General features: G+C 69.9%; 3 protein-coding genes and 1 pseudogene. All 4 read left to right on the forward strand.

Translation table 11 applies throughout. From position 1 onward, the window contains the following. Window positions 1-2070 (forward strand): beta-ketoacyl reductase (locus tag J2Z30_RS48815; protein WP_209469182.1); only part of this gene is annotated, 2070 nt, incomplete at its 5' end. A 13-nt stretch (window positions 2071-2083) separates the two neighbouring features. Then, window positions 2084-3334 carry a cytochrome P450 gene (locus J2Z30_RS48820; protein WP_044566411.1) on the forward strand — a complete coding sequence of 417 codons (1251 nt, stop codon included), beginning with the start codon at window positions 2084-2086 and terminating at the stop codon, window positions 3332-3334. Between the two features lie 66 nt (window positions 3335-3400). After that, window positions 3401-16693: pseudogene (locus J2Z30_RS50675) on the forward strand (SDR family NAD(P)-dependent oxidoreductase); the annotation flags it as partial. Between the two features lie 16 nt (window positions 16694-16709). Then, window positions 16710-17644 (forward strand): beta-ketoacyl synthase N-terminal-like domain-containing protein (locus J2Z30_RS48845; protein ID WP_209469183.1); only part of this gene is annotated, 935 nt, incomplete at its 3' end.

The following is a 17644-nucleotide window of genomic DNA, read 5'->3' on the forward strand; positions in this document are numbered from 1 at the left end:
GATGGGCATGGGGTGTTGATCGAGTGCAGTCCGCATCCGGTGCTGACTGTTGGTGTGCAGGAAGTTGCTGTGGGGTCGTTGCGGCGTGATGACGGGGGGCTGCAACGGTTCCTGACGTCGGTGGCCGAGGCGTGGACGCGCGGAGTCGAGGTCGACTGGCAGCGGGTTTATCCGCACGGGCAACGGGTTCAGCTGCCGACATACGCGTTCCAGCGCGGGCGGTACTGGCTGGAGAACCGCCGCCGGGAGGCCACCGGGGAAACGGATTCGCGGTACCGGGTCGCGTGGGCACCCGTCGCCGACCGGAAGGCCACCCCCAGGGCGTGGATGGTGATCGTGCCGGAGGAACCCACGAAGGCGGTGACGAGTTACCTGGGCGCGCTGGCCGACGCCGGGCTGGACGTCACGACCGTGACCCTCGACCGCGTGGCACCGGACGGAAACCTCGCGCAGGGCGTGCTCTCCCTGCTGCCGCTAGGGAACGGGACCGGGCTGGAGAACGCCGCCCAGCTCGCGGCCACTGTGCGGGTGCTGGCCTCGATGGGGAACCGCGCGCCGCTGTGGGTCGTCACCCGCGGTGCGACCGGGCCAGGCGTGCCCGAGGCACCCGAGCAGGCCATGGTGTGGGGCCTGGGACGGTCGATCGGCCTGGAGACGCCGGACACCTGGGGCGGGCTCATCGACATCCCGGCCGATCCGGATCCGGAGGTCTGGCGCCTCCTGGCCGGTGCCCTCGGCGGGGTGGAGGACCAGATCGCCGTCCGTACGTCCGGGGTCTTCGGACGGCGCCTCATCCGGGCGACGGATACGGGACGGGGCTGGCGGCCCCGGGGCACCGTCCTGATCACCGGCGGCACCGGCGCGGTCGGCGTGCACGTGGCCAGGTGGCTTGCCGAGCGGGGAGCAGAGCGGCTCGTGCTGGTCAGCCGCCGAGGCGGTGACGCGGGGGAACTGGCGGACTCGGTGGGTGTACCGGTCGAGGTCGTGGCTTGTGACGTGACCGACCGCGCCGCGGTCGCCGCCCTGCTCGAAGGGCGGGATCTGACCGCGGTCGTCCACGCGGCCGGAGTGCTGGACGACGGCTTGGCGGGCACGCTCACGCCGGACCGGTTCGCGGCCGTCGCCGGGGTGAAGGTCGACGCGGTCCGGCACTTGCACGAACTGACCAGGGAATCGGGCCTGGACGCGTTCGTGGTGTTCTCCTCCCTCGCGGGGGTGATCGGCTCGCCGGGCCAGGGGAACTATGCGGCGGCCAACGCGGCCGTGGACGCCCTCGCCGAGGCGTACCGCGGGCAGGGGTTTCCCGTCACCTCCATCGCGTGGGGACTGTGGGGCGAGAGCGGTGCCGCCGACGGCCATAGCGGGCGACAACTCACCGCCCGAGGCATCCCGCCGCTGGATCCGGCCCGGCTGCTCGCCTCGCTCGACTGGGCCGTCGGGCAGGGGGACGCCGCCGTGGCAGTCGCCCGCATCGACTGGGACCGCTTCCGGCTCTTCCACGGCTCCACCAGCCTGTACGACGAGCTCCTCGAAGCCCGGCCCGGCCCGGAAACCGGGCGGTCCGCGGCCCAGTCCCTCGCCGAGCTTCCTCCGGCCGAACGCGACCGGGCCCTTCTCGACCTCGTACGCGGCGAAGCGGCGGTCGTGCTCGGCCACCCCGACGCCGCCCTCATCGATCCGGGAACCGCCTTCCGGGAACTCGGCTTCGATTCGCTCACCGCCGTGCAACTGCGCAACCGGCTGGCCGCCGTGACGGGCCTCGACCTGCCCTCCGCGCTCGTCTTCGACTACCCGAACGTCACCGCGCTCGCCGGTCGTCTGCGCGCGCTCCTGGCACCGGACGAGACCGCGGACGACGACCTGCTCGCTCTGCTGGACCGGCTCGACACAGCGCTCGCCCGCCCGGCCGACGCGGGCGAACCAGAGCTGGTGTCGACCCGGCTCGAAGCACTGCTCGCCCGCTGGCGGGCCAGGACGCCGGGACCCGCGGCCGAGATTGACGAGGACGAACTCACCTCGGTCTCGGACGACGAGATCTTCCGGATCATCGACCAGAACTTCGGCCTCTGAGGAGACGTGCGACATGACGAACCCACTCCACGACCTCATGGACTACCGGAACCGTCCCGACCCCTACCAGCTGCTCGCCCGGATCCGTGAGGCCGGCCCGATCCCGGTCGAGGACGGCAAGGTCGTCATCTACGGCCGCTACGACGACTGCAACCAGATCCTGCGCCACAAGGAGATGGGCAACGACACGAAGCAGGCCGTGGACATGACCGGGCTCGGCGACCCCGCCGACCACCAGGAAATGACCCCGGAGGACCTGGGCATCAGCTCGATCTTCTTCATGGACCCGCCCGGTCACGGGCGGCAGCGCAAGTTCATCTCCAAGTCCTTCACGCCGCGGATCGTCTCCAGCTTCCAGCCCTCCATCGCCCGGATCGTCGACGACCTGTTCGCGAAGTTCCGCGACCGCGGCGAGTTCGACGTCGTCGACGACCTGGCCTACCCGATGTCCATCGGCATCATCTGCGACATCTTCGGGATCCCGGAGGAGGAACGGCAGATGCTCAAGGACTGGTCGGTCGACCTGGCCCTGTCGAGCGAGCTGCCGACCCTGGGCGCGGCCACCGGCTCCGCCACGCGGGTCTTCGCCAAGGAGGAGATCGAGCGGATCTTCCGCACGATGCTGGCCGTGCACGCCTACTTCGGCGACCTGATCCAGCGCCGCCGCCGCAACCCCGGCGACGACCTCGTCTCCAGCCTGATCGCCACCGAGAGCAACGGCGACCGGCTCACCCGCTACGAGGTGACCAGCGCACTGGCCACGCTGTTCATCGCCGCCCACGAGTCCACCACGAACCTCGTCTCCAACGGCATCCTCGCCCTGCTGCGCAACCCCGACCAGCTGACCGCCCTGCGCGAGGAACCGGGCGTCATCACCACGCTCGTCGACGAGGCCCTGCGGTACGACCCGCCCGTCCAGCTGGCCACCCGCATATCCCGCACCCACACCACCATCGGCGGGCACGATCTGCGGCCCGGCGACGTGGTCGTCGTCCTGATGGCGGCGGCGAACCGCGACCCGCGCGCTTATCACGAACCCGAGGCGTTCGACGTCCGCCGGAAAACCAAGAACGTGTCGCTGGCGTTCGGCGCCGGCGCCCACTTCTGCATCGGCTCCAGCCTGGCCAAGCTCGAGGCCGAGCTGGCCCTCTCGGCGTTCGCGGAACGGCTGCGCGACCCGGAACTGGACGAGAGCTCGCTGAACTATCGCCGGCACATCGTCGTCCGGGGCCTGCAGAACATGACCGTCTCGTTCAAACCCTGAGCTGCGAACACCGGGAGATACCGCTTCATGGCCGATCAGTCGAAGCTCCGCGAATATCTGAACAAGGTGATCGTGGACCTGGCCCGTACCCGGGAACGGCTGCACGAGCTGCAGGACGCCGACCACGAGCCGATCGCCGTGGTGGGCATGGCGTGCCGCTTCCCGGGCGGGGTGGGCACGCCCGAAGACCTGTGGGCCCTGCTCGCATCCGGCGGCGACGCGGTGTCCGGCTTCCCGGCCGACCGGGGCTGGAACCTTTCCGCCCTGTACGACCCGGACCCCGGCACCGCGGGCAAGAGCTACGTCGCCGAGGGCGGCTTCCTGAGCGACGTGAGCGGCTTCGACGCGGACTTCTTCGGCATCAGCCCGAGGGAAGCCGTGTCACTGGACCCCCAACAACGGCTGCTGCTCGAAACAGCGTGGGAAACCTTCGAACGCGCCGGGATCGACCCGGCCGACCTGAGCGGATCGCGTACGGGCGTGTTCGTCGGCACCAACGGACAGGACTACCACTCCTCGGTCGTCGCGGCGGGCGAGGAACACAGCGGGTATGGGGTGACGGCCGCGACGGCGAGCGCGATGTCCGGCCGCGTCTCGTACATGTTCGGCCTGGAGGGGCCGGCGGTGACGGTGGACACGGCCTGCTCGTCGTCGCTGGTGGCGCTGCATCTGGCGGTCCAGGCGCTGCGGAAGGGCGAATGCTCGATGGCGCTCGCGGGCGGGGCGACGGTGATGACGACGCCGTTCTCGTTCGTGGAGTTCAGCCGCCAGCGAGGGCTCGCACCGGATGGGCGGTGCAAGTCGTTCTCCGGTGCCGCGGACGGCACTGGCTGGGGCGAGGGTGTCGGCTGGGTGTTGTTGGAGCGGCAGTCGGACGCGGAACGGCTCGGGCATCAAATTCTTGCTGTGGTGCGGGGTTCGGCGGTGAATCAGGATGGTGCGTCGAATGGTTTGACGGCGCCGAATGGTCCTGCTCAGCAGCGGGTGATTCGTCAGGCGCTGGCCAATGCGGGGTTGTCTCCGGCTGATGTTGATGTGGTCGAGGCGCATGGCACGGGGACGCGTTTGGGTGACCCGATCGAGGCGCAGGCGCTGCTCGAGACGTATGGGCAGGATCGGGTGCAGCCGTTGTTGTTGGGGTCGATCAAGTCGAATATCGGTCATACGCAGGCGGCTGCTGGTGTGGCTGGTGTGATCAAGATGGTGTTGGCGATGCGGCATGGGGTGGTGCCGCGGACGTTGCATGTGGATTCGCCGACTCCCGAGGTCGACTGGGCGTCGGGTGGCGTTTCGCTGGTGATGTCGCAGGTGTCGTGGCCTGCTGTGGACCGGGCTCGACGTGCTGCTGTGTCGTCGTTCGGCGTGAGCGGCACGAACGCGCATGTGGTGCTCGAGGCCGGGCCTGGCGAATCGGAAATGTTCGGCGAGCGGGATGGGTCGGTGGTGCCGTGGGTGGTGTCGGCGAAGACGGCGGCGGGGGTGCGGGCGCAGGCGTTGCGGTTGAGGGCGTTTGTGGAGGAGCGGCCGGGGTTGGAGCCGGTGGATGTGGGTTGGTCGCTGGCATCGCGGCCTCTGTTCGATCATCGCGCGGTGGTGGTGGGCGCCGATCGGGATGAGCTGTTGGCGCGCTTGGCGGACGTGGAAGCCGAAGTGGTCGCCCGGGGTGCTCTGGCGTTGATGTTCACCGGTCAGGGCAGTCAGACCCCGGGCATGGGTCGTGGTTTGTATGAGGTGTTCCCGGTGTTCGCGGCGGCGTTTGATGAGGTGTGCGCGGTGTTCGAGCCGGGGCTGCTCCTGGCCGATGCCGAAGCTCTGGATCGGACGGAGCACGCGCAGCCCGCGTTGTTCGCGCTCGAAGTGGCGCTTTTCCGGCTTCTTGAGTCGTGGGGTGTGCAGCCGGACTACCTCCTTGGCCATTCCATCGGTGAGGTGGCGGCGGCTCATGTGGCCGGGGTGTTGTCTCTTGAGGACGCGGCGAAGCTGGTGTCCGCGAGGGGGCGGTTGATGCAGGCGCTCCCGTCTGGTGGGGCGATGGTGTCTATTCAGGCGTCTGAAGCCGAAGTCAGGCCGTGGTTGACGGATCGGGTTGCCATCGCGGCGGTCAATGGTCCGGTGTCGGTGGTGGTGTCCGGGGATGAGGACGTGGTCCTGGCGATCGCCGCACGGTTTGGGAAGTCGCGGCGTTTGCGGGTGAGTCACGCGTTCCACTCGCCTTTGATGGAGCCGATGTTGGCTGAGTTCCGGGAAGTGGTGTCCTCGCTGAGGTTCCACGCTCCGCAGATCCCGGTCGTGTCGACGGTGACCGGTGGACTGCTGACTGCGGACGCCGAGTACTGGGTGGAGCAGGTGCGGGCGACGGTGCGGTTCGCGGATGGGGTGCGGGAGCTGGGTGATAGGGGTGTGCGGACGTTTCTGGAGGTGGGGCCGGGCGGTGTGCTGGCGGCGATGGCCCAGGAGAGTTTGGGCGACGAGGCGGCGGCGTTCGCGAGCTTGCGTAAGGACGTTGTGGAGCCGTTGGCGGTGGTTGGGGCGGTGGGGAAGGCGTACGCGCGTGGTGTCGGGGTTGATTGGAAAGCGTTGCTGGCGGGCGGGCGCAGGGTCGAGCTGCCGACGTACGCGTTCCAACGGGAACGGTACTGGCTGAAGAGCGCGGACGAACCGGCGTTCGATGAGTGGCTTTACCGGGCAGTGTGGCAGCCGGCGGCGGAAATTCAGAGTGTTGACGGCGGCGGGACCTGGCTGGCGGTGGTTCCCGGCGGCGGTGCCGGTGACGAGCTGCTGGCCGGGCTGGCCGGGCTGGGCATGACGTTCCGCCGGGTCGCCGTGGAGGACATCGAGCAGCTGGGCGACGAACCCGCACCCCGAGGCGTGCTGTCGTTGCTCGCCCTGGACGAAGAGTCCCACCCGGAGTATCCGGCGGTCGGGCGGGGCCTGCTGTCGACCGCTCGCCTGGTGGGAGCGCTTGAGGAGGCGGGAATAGCGGCGCCCCTGTGGTGCGTCACGTCCGGGGGCGTCGGGACGGGCTCGGGTGATCGGGTCCGCAACGTCGCGCAATCCCAGGTGTGGGGCCTGGGCCGGGTGGCCGCGCTCGAACATCCGCAACGCTGGGGCGGCCTGATCGACCTGCCCGAGCACGCCGACGACGCGGCCGTCACACTGCTGGCGCAAGTGCTCACCGGCGACGGTTCCGAGGACCAGGTCGCGATCCGGCGGTCGGGGGTTCTCGTCCGGCGCCTGGCGCGGGCGACGCCGACCCCGGGTGGCTGGAATCCGCGCGGTACCGTGCTGGTGACCGGCGGCACCGGGGCACTGGGCAGTCACGTCGCGCGGTGGCTGGCGGCCGAGGGCGCGGAGCGGGTCGTGCTGGTCAGCAGGCAGGGCGAAGCGGCCCCGGGTGCGAGCGAGTTGACCAGTCAGCTGACCGGGCTGGGGGCCGAAGTCTCGGTCGTGGCCTGTGACGTCACCGATCGCGAGGCGCTGGGCCGACTGGTCGGAGGGCTGCCGGAACTCACCGCGGTGGTGCACACGGCCGGCGTGGGGGCGTACCGGTCGCTGGCCGAGAGCGGTGATCGCGACCTCGCCGAGGTGATGGCGGCGAAGGTGGCGGGCGCGGCACACCTCGACGACGTCCTTGACGATCGGGATCTGGACGCTTTCGTGGTGTTCTCGTCCGTCGCCGGGTTCTGGGGCAGCGGCGGCCAGGGTGCGTACGCGGCGGCGAACGCCTACCTGGACGCGGTGGTCGAGCGGCGCCGGGCCCGAGGCCGGTCGGGAACATCGGTGGCCTGGGGACCGTGGGCCGGCGACGGCCTGGCGGCGAGGCCGGGAATGGCGCAGCAGCTGGGCCGCCAAGGGTTGACGCTGATGGACCCCGGGGTGGCGCTCGCGGCGATGCGGGCGGTGGCGGCCAACGACGAGCCGGTGACCGCGGTCGCCGACGTGGACTGGGGCCGCTTCGCTCCGGCCTTCGCCGCGGCGGCCCCGCGCAAGCTCATCGGTGACCTGCCCGAGGTGCGGCGCGCGCTGGAGGGCGACGCCGCACTGTCGCCTACCCCATCGACGAGTGCGGGCGACCTGCTCGACCTGGTGAGCCGACAGGCCGCGGCTGTGCTCGGCTACCGCGACACCGCCACCGTGGACCCGGGGAAGGCGTTCCGGGACCTGGGCTTCGACTCGCTGACCGCCGTGGAACTGAGGACCCGGCTCGCCGCGACCACCGGCCTGCGCCTGCCGGCAACGGTGGTGTTCGACCACCCCACGGCGGCCGCGCTGGCCGGGCACCTGCGGGCCGAGCTGCTCGGCGAACGGGCCGAGATCGCCGGACCGGTGCCGTCGGCCGCCGCGGCCGACGACGACCCGATCGTGATCGTCTCGATGAGCTGCCGCTTCCCGGGCGGGGTCGGCACGCCGGAGGAACTGTGGGAGCTGGTGGCCGCGGGAAACGATGTCATCTCCGCGTTCCCGGCCGACCGGGGCTGGAACGTCGACGGGCTCTACGATCCCGATCCGGACGCCAAGGGCAAGACGTACTCGATCGAAGGCGGCTTCCTGCGCGACGCGGCCGATTTCGACGCCGACTTCTTCGGCATCAGCCCACGCGAGGCCCTGGCGATCGACCCGCAGCAGCGGCTGCTGCTGGAGACCGCGTGGGAAGCCTTCGAGCGCGCGGGCATCGCCCCCGAAACCCTGCGAGGCACCCGCACCGGCGTCTTCGTGGGCAGCAACGGGCAGAACTACCTGTCGCGCCTGCCCAGCGTTCCGGAGACAGTCGAGGGCTACGTCGGGGTCAGCATCTCCGGCAGCGTGGCTTCGGGCCGGGTCTCGTACACGTTCGGCCTGGAAGGTCCGGCGGTGACGGTCGACACGGCCTGTTCGTCGTCGTTGGTGGCGTTGCATCTGGCGGCCCAGGCGCTGCGCCAGGGCGAGTGCTCGATGGCGCTGGCCGGCGGCGTGACCGTGATGTCGTCACCCGACGCGTTCGTGGAGTTCAGCCGTCAGCGGGGGCTCGCTGCGGACGGACGGTGCAAGGCTTTCGCGGCGGGCGCGGATGGCATGGGCTGGTCCGAGGGCGCTGGCTGGCTCTTGCTGGAGCGGCAGTCGGACGCGGAACGGCAAGGACATCAAATTCTTGCTTCCGTACGGGGCTCAGCGGTCAACCAGGACGGCGCGTCCAACGGCTTAACGGCTCCGAACGGGCCTTCCCAGCAACGGGTGATTCGTCAGGCGCTTGCCAACGCACGGTTTTCTCCGGCTGACGTTGATGTGGTCGAAGCCCACGGGACCGGGACCCGGCTGGGTGACCCGATTGAGGCGCAGGCTGTGTTGGCGACGTATGGGCAGGATCGGGTCGAGCCGTTGTTGTTGGGGTCGATCAAGTCGAATATCGGGCACACGCAAGCGGCTGCCGGTGTCGCCGGTGTCATCAAGATGGTGCTCGCCATGCGGCATGGGGTGGTGCCGCAGACCCTGCATGTCGATTCGCCGTCGTCGGAGGTTGATTGGTCTTCGGGGGCGGTGTCTTTGGCGACATCGCAGATGGCTTGGCCGTCGTCGGGGCGGGTGCGTCGGTCGGCAGTGTCATCGTTCGGTATGAGCGGCACGAATGCGCACGTGGTTCTGGAAGCCGCGCCCGATAAGCCGGAGACCTCCGAACCCGGGCCTCGGCTGACGGTGCCGTGGGTGGTGTCGGCGAAGACGGCGGAGGGGGCACGGGCGCAGGTTGAGCGGTTGACGGCGTTCGTGGCCGAGCGTCCTGGCCTCGATCCGGTGGATGTGGGGTGGTCGCTGGCGTCGCGGTCGGTGTTTGAGTATCGGGCGGTGGTGGGTGAGGGTCTTGTGGTCCGGGCCGATGGCGGGAAGGTGGTGTTCGTCTTCCCGGGTCAGGGTTCGCAGTGGGCCGGGATGGCGGTGGAGCTGCTTGATTCGTCGGCGGTTTTTGCTGAGTCGGTTTTTGAGTGTGCGGCGGCGTTGTCGGAGTTTGTGGATTGGTCGCTGGTTGAGGTTCTGCGTGGTGGTGGGGGTGAGTTGGATCGGGTTGATGTGGTGCAGCCGGTGTTGTGGGCGGTGATGGTGTCGCTTGCCGAGCTGTGGCGTTCGTATGGTGTTTCGCCGGATGCGGTGGTGGGTCATTCGCAGGGTGAGATTGCGGCTGCGGTGGTGGCGGGTGCGTTGTCGCTGCGGGACGGCGCGCGGGTGGTGGCTTTGCGCAGTCGTGTTCTGCTGCGTATTGCGGGTGCGGGCGGGATGGTGTCGGTTGGGTTGTCGGCGGATGAGGTTGTGGCGCGGCTTGAGGGGCGGCCGTTGGGGATCGCGGCTTACAACGGCCCGAGTTCTGTGGTGGTGTCGGGTCCGGCGGATGCGTTGGATGAGTGGCAGGCGGAGCTGGAGTCGGCGGGTGTGCGGGCTCGGCGGATACCGGTGGATTACGCGTCGCATTCGGCGGATGTGGATGGTTTGCGTGAGGAGATCCTGGAGCTGCTCGCGCCGGTGGCCCCGAGGTCGGGTCAGGTTCCGTTTTATTCGGCGTTGACGGGTGAGTTGTTCGATACGAGTGGGTTGGACTCTGGGTATTGGTTTGAGAGCTTGCGTCGGCCGGTGTTGTTTGAGCAGGCGACTCGGGCGTTGGTGGGGGATGGGCACGGGGTTCTGATCGAGTGCAGTCCGCATCCGGTGCTGACTGTTGGTGTGCAGGAAGTTGCTGTGGGGTCGTTGCGGCGTGATGACGGTGGGCTGCAACGGTTCCTGAGGTCGGTGGCCGAGGCGTGGACGCGCGGAGTCGAGGTCGACTGGAAGGCGGTTTATCCGCGGGGAAAGCAGGTTGAGCTGCCGACGTACGCGTTTCAGCGGCAGCGGTTCTGGTTGGTGGCCGAGGAGGGCGTCGGCGGGGGAATCGGGCATCCGCTGCTGGCGTCGAAGGTCGCGCTGGCGGGCGATGGCGGGGTGGTGCTGAGCGGCAGGGTGTCGTTGCGGACGCATCCGTGGCTGGGCGACTACGCCGTACGGGAAAGGGTGTTGTTGCCGGGGGCGGCCTTTGCCGAACTGGCCTTGCGGGCGGCGGACGAGGTCGGGTGTGAGCGGGTCCATGAGGTCGTGGTCGGGGAACCGCTGGCGGTGCCCGATCGGGGCGAGGTGCAGCTGCAGGTAGCGGTGGCGGCGCCGGATGCCTCGGGCGATCGGAGGTTCACTGCGTATGCGCGCTCGGACGAGGACGCGGAATGGGTCGCTCACGCGTCGGGCCTGCTCGGCCGGGCGCCAGCAGCGGAAGCGGTGGCGTTGACGCAGTGGCCGCCGCCAGGAGCCGCACCGGTGGATGTGGATGACCTGTATGCGGAACTGGGGGCGGCCGGGTACCGGCTCGGGCCGGCGTTCCAGGTGGTCGCGGCGGCCTGGCGGGACGGGGAGACGGCCTATGCCGAGATCCGGCTGCCGGAAGGGACCGAAGGGTACGGGCTTCATCCCGCTCTGCTGGACGGGGCGCTGCAGGTATCGGGCCGGGACGGGCTGCCGTTCAGCTTCGGCGGCGTGACCCTGTATGCGACGGGCGCGACGGCGGCGCGGGTCCGGATTTGGGCGCTCGGCCCGGATTCGGTGGCGATCGACGTGGCGGACGAGCTGGGACAGCCGGTCGCGTCGGTGGAGCGTGTGGCGGTGCGGCCGGCGCCCTCACCGGGCCCGGCGGGCCCGGCGGATTCGCTGTTCGGGGTGGACTGGGTTCCGGTGGCGGGCGACGGGGCTCGGGATGACGGGGAGTGGGCCGTACTCGGGGATTCCGCGCTGGGGATGCAGCTCGGGGTGCCGGTCCACCGGGAACTCGCGACGATCGGGCCGGAGACGACGACCGTCGTGGTGGAAATGGGCGGCGGGGGATTCGCGGCCGAAGCGGTGCACTCCGCCACCACGGCGACGGTGGAGCTGGTGCGGGCGTGGCTCGGGGAACAGCGGCTCGAGCGGGCCCGATTGGTACTGGTGACGCGGGGAGCCGTGGCCGCCGACGAGGGCGAGGACGTCGCGGACGCGGCTGGTGCGGCGGTCTTGGGACTGATGCGGTCCGCGCAGTCCGAGAACCCCGGCCGGTTCATGCTGGTCGACCTCGAACGGGGCGGTGTCGACGGGCTTCGGGACGCGGCGGCGAGCGGTGAGCCGCAGGTGGCGGTGCGGGCGGGGGTGGTGCGCGTTCCGCGGTTGGTCCGGATCGCGCGCAGCGGTGCGGCGGGCGTGCCGGAGCTCGGGGCCGCAGGCACGGTTCTCGTCACCGGCGGCACAGGCACGCTGGGCGCCCTGGTCGCACGGCACTTGGTCGCGTCGTACGGTGCGAGGCATCTGCTCTTGCTCAGCCGTCGCGGCCCGGACGCTCCCGGTGCGCGGGAACTGGTCGACGAGCTGAACGGGCTGGGCGCGGAGACGACCGTCGTGGCCTGCGATGCCGCCGACCGGGAGTCGCTGGCCGGGGTGATCGCGGGGATCGCCGTCGAGCATCCGCTGATCGGGGTCGTGCACACCGCCGGTGTCATGCACGACGGCCTGGTCGCCACCATGGAGGACGGGCAGCTGGCGGACGTGCTGCGGCCGAAGGTCGACATCGCCGCCAATCTGCACGCCCTGACGCGAGAAACGGAACTCTCGGCGTTCGTCCTGTTCTCCTCCTTCGCGGCCGTCCTCGGCTCCCCGGGGCAGGGCAACTACGCGGCGGCGAACGCCTACCTCGACGCGATTGCCCAGCACCGCCACGCCCTCGGGCTGCCGGCGACGTCAGTGGGCTGGGGACTGTGGGAACAGCGCAGCGAGATGACCGGCCGTCTCGGCGACCGCGACGTCGACCGGATCGCCCGGGGCGGAGTGCTGCCCTTGAGCACCGGCCAGGGCCTGGCGCTCCTGGACGCCGCCTGGTCGTCGGCCCGGGCGCATACGGTGCCGGTGGGACTGGACTTGGCCGCGTTGCGCCGGCGCGGGGAAGACCTGCCCCGACTGCTGGCCGGACTGGTATCCCGGCCCGTACGGCGCGCTCGGGCCGCGGTCGGCGTCGGCGGTGTTTCCGACGGTCTCGCGGCCATGACCGAAGCCCAACGCCGTACGTTCCTGACCGAGCTCGTCCGCAAGGAATCGGCCGCCGTGCTCGGTGCCGCCGACGCCGCGGCAGTGGGCGAGGAGAAAGCCTTCCGGGACCTGGGTTTCGACTCGCTGACCGCCGTGGAACTGCGCAACCGGCTCGGAGCGCGTACCGGCCTGCGGCTGAGTGCGACGGTGGCATTCGACTATCCGACGCCGGTCGCGCTGGCGGACCATCTGCAGGCGGAACTGCTCGGCGAAAAGCTCGACACCGCTGGGCTGGTCGCAGCCGCCGTCACCGACACGGATCCGGTCGTCGTGGTGTCGATGAGTTGCCGATTCCCCGGTGGTGTGGACACGCCGGAAGCGTTGTGGCATCTGCTCGCATCCGGCGGCGACGCCATCTCGACGTTTCCCACCGATCGTGGATGGGACATCGAGGGCCTCTACGACCCGGATCCGGAGGCGGCGGGTAAGACGTACTCGATCGCGGGCGGATTCCTGGCCGATGCGGGCGGTTTCGACGCCGGTTTCTTCGGGATCAGCGCCCGCGAGGCCGTGGCGATGGATCCGCAGCAGCGTCTGCTGTTGGAAACGGCGTGGGAGGCGTTCGAGGCGGCCGGTCTCGACCCGACGTCGTTGCGGGGCAGCCGGACCGGCGTGTTCGTGGGCAGCAACGGGCAGGACTACATCTCGCGGCTGCACACGATGCCGGAGGGCGTGGAGGGCTACGCGGTCAGCGGCGGGGCGGGCAGTGTGGCCTCGGGTCGGGTGTCGTACACGTTCGGTCTGGAGGGCCCGGCCGTGACGGTGGATACGGCCTGTTCGTCGTCGCTGGTGGCGCTGCATCTGGCCGCCCAGGCGCTGCGGCAGGGCGAGTGTTCGATGGCTCTCGCCGGGGGCGTCACGGTGATGTCTGCGCCGTATTCGTTCGTGGAGTTCAGTCGTCAGCGCGGGCTGGCCCCCGATGGCCGGTGCAAATCCTTTTCGGGTACGGCCGATGGGACGGGCTGGTCGGAGGGCGTCGGCTGGGTGTTGTTGGAGCGGCAGTCGGATGCGGAACGGCTCGGGCATGAGGTGCTTGCTGTGGTGCGGGGTTCGGCGGTGAATCAGGATGGTGCGTCGAATGGTTTGACGGCGCCGAATGGTCCTGCTCAGCAGCGGGTGATTCGTCAGGCGCTGGCCAATGCGGGGTTGTCTCCGGCTGATGTTGATGTGGTCGAGGCGCACGGGACCGGGACCCGGTTGGGTGACCCGATCGAGGCCCAGGCTCTGCTCGCGACCTACGGGCAGGATCGGGTGCAGCCGTTGTTGCTGGGGTCGATCAAGTCGAACATCGGTCATACGCAGGCGGCTGCCGGTGTGGCTGGTGTGATCAAGATGGTGTTGGCGATGCGGCATGGGGTGGTGCCGCGGACGTTGCATGTGGATGAGCCGTCGCCGGAGGTGGACTGGGCTTCGGGGGCGGTGTCTTTGGCGACTTCGCGATTGGAGTGGCCTGCTGTTGGTCGGGTGTGTCGGTCGGCGGTGTCGTCGTTCGGTGTGAGCGGTACCAATGCGCACGTGGTGCTTGAGGCCGCTCCGGGTAAGACGGATGAGTCGGAAACGCGTCCCAGGGTGCCGGTGGTGCCGGTGGTGCCGTGGGTGGTGTCGGCGAAGACGGCGGCGGGGATGCGGGCGCAGGCGTTGCGGTTGAGGGCGTTTGTGGAGGAGCGGCCGGAGTTGGAGCCGGTGGATGTGGGTTGGTCGCTGGCATCGCGGCCTCTGTTCGATCATCGCGCGGTGGTGGTGGGCGCCGATCGGGATGAGCTGTTGGCGCGCTTGGCGGACGTGGAAGCCGAAGCGGTCGCCCGGGGTGCTCTGGCGTTGATGTTCACCGGTCAGGGCAGTCAGACCCCGGGCATGGGTCGTGGTTTGTATGAGGTGTTCCCGGTGTTCGCGGCGGCGTTTGATGAGGTGTGCGCGGTGTTCGAGCCGGGTCTGCTCCTGGCCGATGTCGAAGCTCTGGATCAGACGGAGCACGCGCAGCCCGCGTTGTTCGCGCTCGAAGTGGCGCTTTTCCGGCTTCTTGAGTCGTGGGGTGTGCAGCCGGACTACCTCCTTGGCCATTCCATCGGTGAGGTGGCGGCGGCTCATGTGGCCGGGGTGTTGTCTCTTGAGGACGCGGCGAAGCTGGTGGCGGCGAGGGGGCGGTTGATGCAGGCGCTCCCGTCTGGTGGGGCGATGGTGTCGATTCAGGCGTCCGAAGCCGAAGTCAGGCCGTTGTTGTCGGATCGGGTCGCGATCGCGGCGGTCAACGGTCCGGCATCAGTGGTGGTGTCCGGGGATGAGGATGCGGTGGTCGAGATCGCCGCACGGTTCGAGAAGACGCGGCGGCTGAGGGTGAGTCACGCGTTTCATTCGCCGTTGATGGAGCCGATGTTGGGTGAGTTCTGGGAGGTGGTGTCCTCGCTGACCTTCCACACGCCGCAGATCCCGGTCGTGTCGACGGTGACGGGCTCACTTCTCGGCACGGACGCCGAGTACTGGGTGGAGCAGGTGCGGGCGACGGTGCGGTTCGCGGATGGGGTGCGGGAGCTGGGTGATAGGGGTGTGCGGACGTTTCTGGAGGTGGGGCCGGGCGGTGTGCTGGCGGCGATGGCCCAGGAGAGTTTGGGCGATGACGCGGCGGCGTTCGCGACCTTGCGTAAGGACGTTGTGGAGCCGTTGGCGGTGGTTGGGGCGGTGGGGAAGGCGTACGTGCGTGGCGTGGGGGTTGATTGGAAAGCGTTGCTGGCGGGCGGGCGAAGAGTCGAGCTGCCGACGTACGCGTTCCAGCATCAGCGGTATTGGCTGGAGCCTCAGCGGGCGGTCGGGGACGTCGCCGCGGCGGGACTCGACCAGGCGGATCATCCGCTGCTGGGTGCGGCCGTGCCCCTGGCCCACGGGGGCGGGGTGCTGCTGACGGGCCGGGTTTCGGTGCGTACTCATCCCTGGCTGGCCGACCACACGGTGCTGGACGAGGTGGTGTTCCCCGCCACGGCCTTCGCCGAGTTGGTGTGGCGGGCGGGTGACGAGGTCGGGTACGAGCGGATCGTCGAGCTCGTCGTGCACACGCCGCTCGCGGTGCCGGAGCAGGGCGCGGTGCAGCTTCAGGTCGCGGTGGCGGCGCCCGGCGAAGCGGGGCTGCGCGAGTTCGCCGTGTACGCCCGCACGGACGGCGCTTCCGGCTGGACGCGGCATGCGAGCGGTGCGCTGGCTCAAGATGTACGCGAAGAAGACGTACGCGAAGAAGATGTACGCGAAGAGGTTGGTGGTTTGGCCGTGTGGCCGCCGACCGGTGCCGTGCCGCTGCCCCTCGACGGGCTGTATGAACGGTATGCGGAGGCCGGGGTTCGCTACGGGCCGGTGTTCCGGGGGCTGACGGCGGCGTGGCAGGGCGACGACGAATTGTTCGCCGAGGTGCGTCTGGCCGACGAGAGCACCCGGATGTACGGGCTGCACCCGGCGTTGTTCGATGCGGCCCTGCACGTTCTGGGCATCGGTGACACGGAGCGGACCGGGCTGCCCCACTCGTTCGCGGGCATGATTCTGCGGGCGTCGGGTGCCTCCGTCGTGCGGGTAAGGATCGCTTCGGCCGGCCCGGATGCGGTTTCGCTGGAGCTGGCCGACGGCCGGGGACAGCCGGTCGCCTCGGTGAACCGCCTGGAGCTGCGACCGGTGCCCGTCGAAGCGGGTGTGCACGCGACGGCCTCCGACGGTGGGGCAGTCGTGGTTCGCCCGGCCAGGCGGAACGCGCAGGCGGGCACGGAAACCGAGCTGGCCGACCGGCTCAAGGCGATGCCCGCGACGGAGCGCTACGACTTCTTCGTCGCTCTGGTGCGCTCGAATGCCTTGAGCGTGCTGGGCGAATCTCCGGCGGGGGTGGTGGAGGACGACAAGGCGTTCCGGGAAGCGGGCTTCGACTCGCTGACCGGCGTGGAACTGCGCAACCGGCTCGTCGCCGTGACCGGGGTGCGATTGCCGGCGACCGTGGTCTTCGACCATCCCACGCCGCAAGCGCTGGCCGAGTTCCTCACCGGCGAACTCGGTCCGGCCCGCGAGGCACCGGCCACGCCGCTGGAGGAACTCGAACGGCTGGAGGCGGCGCTGGCCCGGGCACCCCGCGACGAGGCGCTCGGCGTACAGCTGAAGGAACGTCTCCGCAAGATTCTCGCGGCCTGGTCGCGGCCCGCCGAGGGCGAGGCCGCGCCGGGGTTCGCCGACGAACTGGAGGCGGCCGACGCCGACGCGGTTCTCAATCTGATCGACGGCAAGTTCGGGCGCCGGAACTAGAGAGGCCACGCGTTTCATGCCGACTGAAGAAAAACTGCTCAACTACCTCAAGCGGGTGGCGGCGGACCTCGACGACGCCCAGGAACAGCTGCGCCGGATGGAGGAGGCCGAGCGCGAGCCGATCGCCATCGTGGGCATGAGCTGCCGCTACCCCGGCGGCGTGACCACCCCCGACGAGCTGTGGAGCCTGGTCGCCGATGGGACCGACGCGATCTCGACGTTCCCCACCGACCGCGGCTGGGACATCGACGGCCTGTACGACCCGGATCCGGAGGCGCCCGGCCGGACGTACGCGATGGAGGGCGGCCTTCTTGAGAACGTGAGCGATTTCGACGCCGGTTTCTTCGGGATCAGCCCGCGGGAGGCCGTGGCGATGGATCCGCAGCAGCGGCTGCTGCTGGAGACGGCCTGGGAGGCGTTCGAGGCGGCCGGTCTCGACCCGACGTCGTTGCGGGGCAGCCGGACCGGCGTGTTCGTGGGCAGCAACGGGCAGGACTACGCCTTCCGGCTCCAGGCCGCGCCGGGCGGCGGCGAGGGACACGCGATCAGTGGCACCGCGGCCAGCGTCGCTTCCGGCCGCGTCTCGTACACGTTCGGTCTGGAGGGGCCGGCGGTGACGGTGGATACGGCGTGTTCGTCGTCGTTGGTGGCGCTGCACTTGGCCGCGCACGCGCTGCGGCACGGGGAATGCTCGATGGCGCTCGCGGGCGGGGTCGCGGTGATGACGACGCCGATCGGGTTCGTGGAGTTCAGCCGCCAGCGAGGGCTCGCGCCGGATGGGCGGTGCAAGTCGTTCTCCGGTGCCGCGGACGGCACTGGCTGGGGCGAGGGTGTGGGGTGGTTGCTCTTGGAGCGCCTGTCCGACGCCGAACGGCTCGGGCATGAGGTGCTTGCTGTGGTGCGGGGTTCGGCGGTGAATCAGGATGGTGCGTCGAATGGTTTGACGGCGCC

This window comes from Streptomyces iranensis (genome assembly GCF_017874715.1).
GTDB classification, from domain to species: domain Bacteria; phylum Actinomycetota; class Actinomycetes; order Streptomycetales; family Streptomycetaceae; genus Streptomyces; species Streptomyces iranensis.

Bases quoted from the DNA above. Each gene is read 5' to 3' on its own strand.
- J2Z30_RS48820 (WP_044566411.1), top strand. From the start codon at position 2,084: ATGACGAACCCACTCCACGACCTCATGGACTACCGGAACCGTCCCGAC.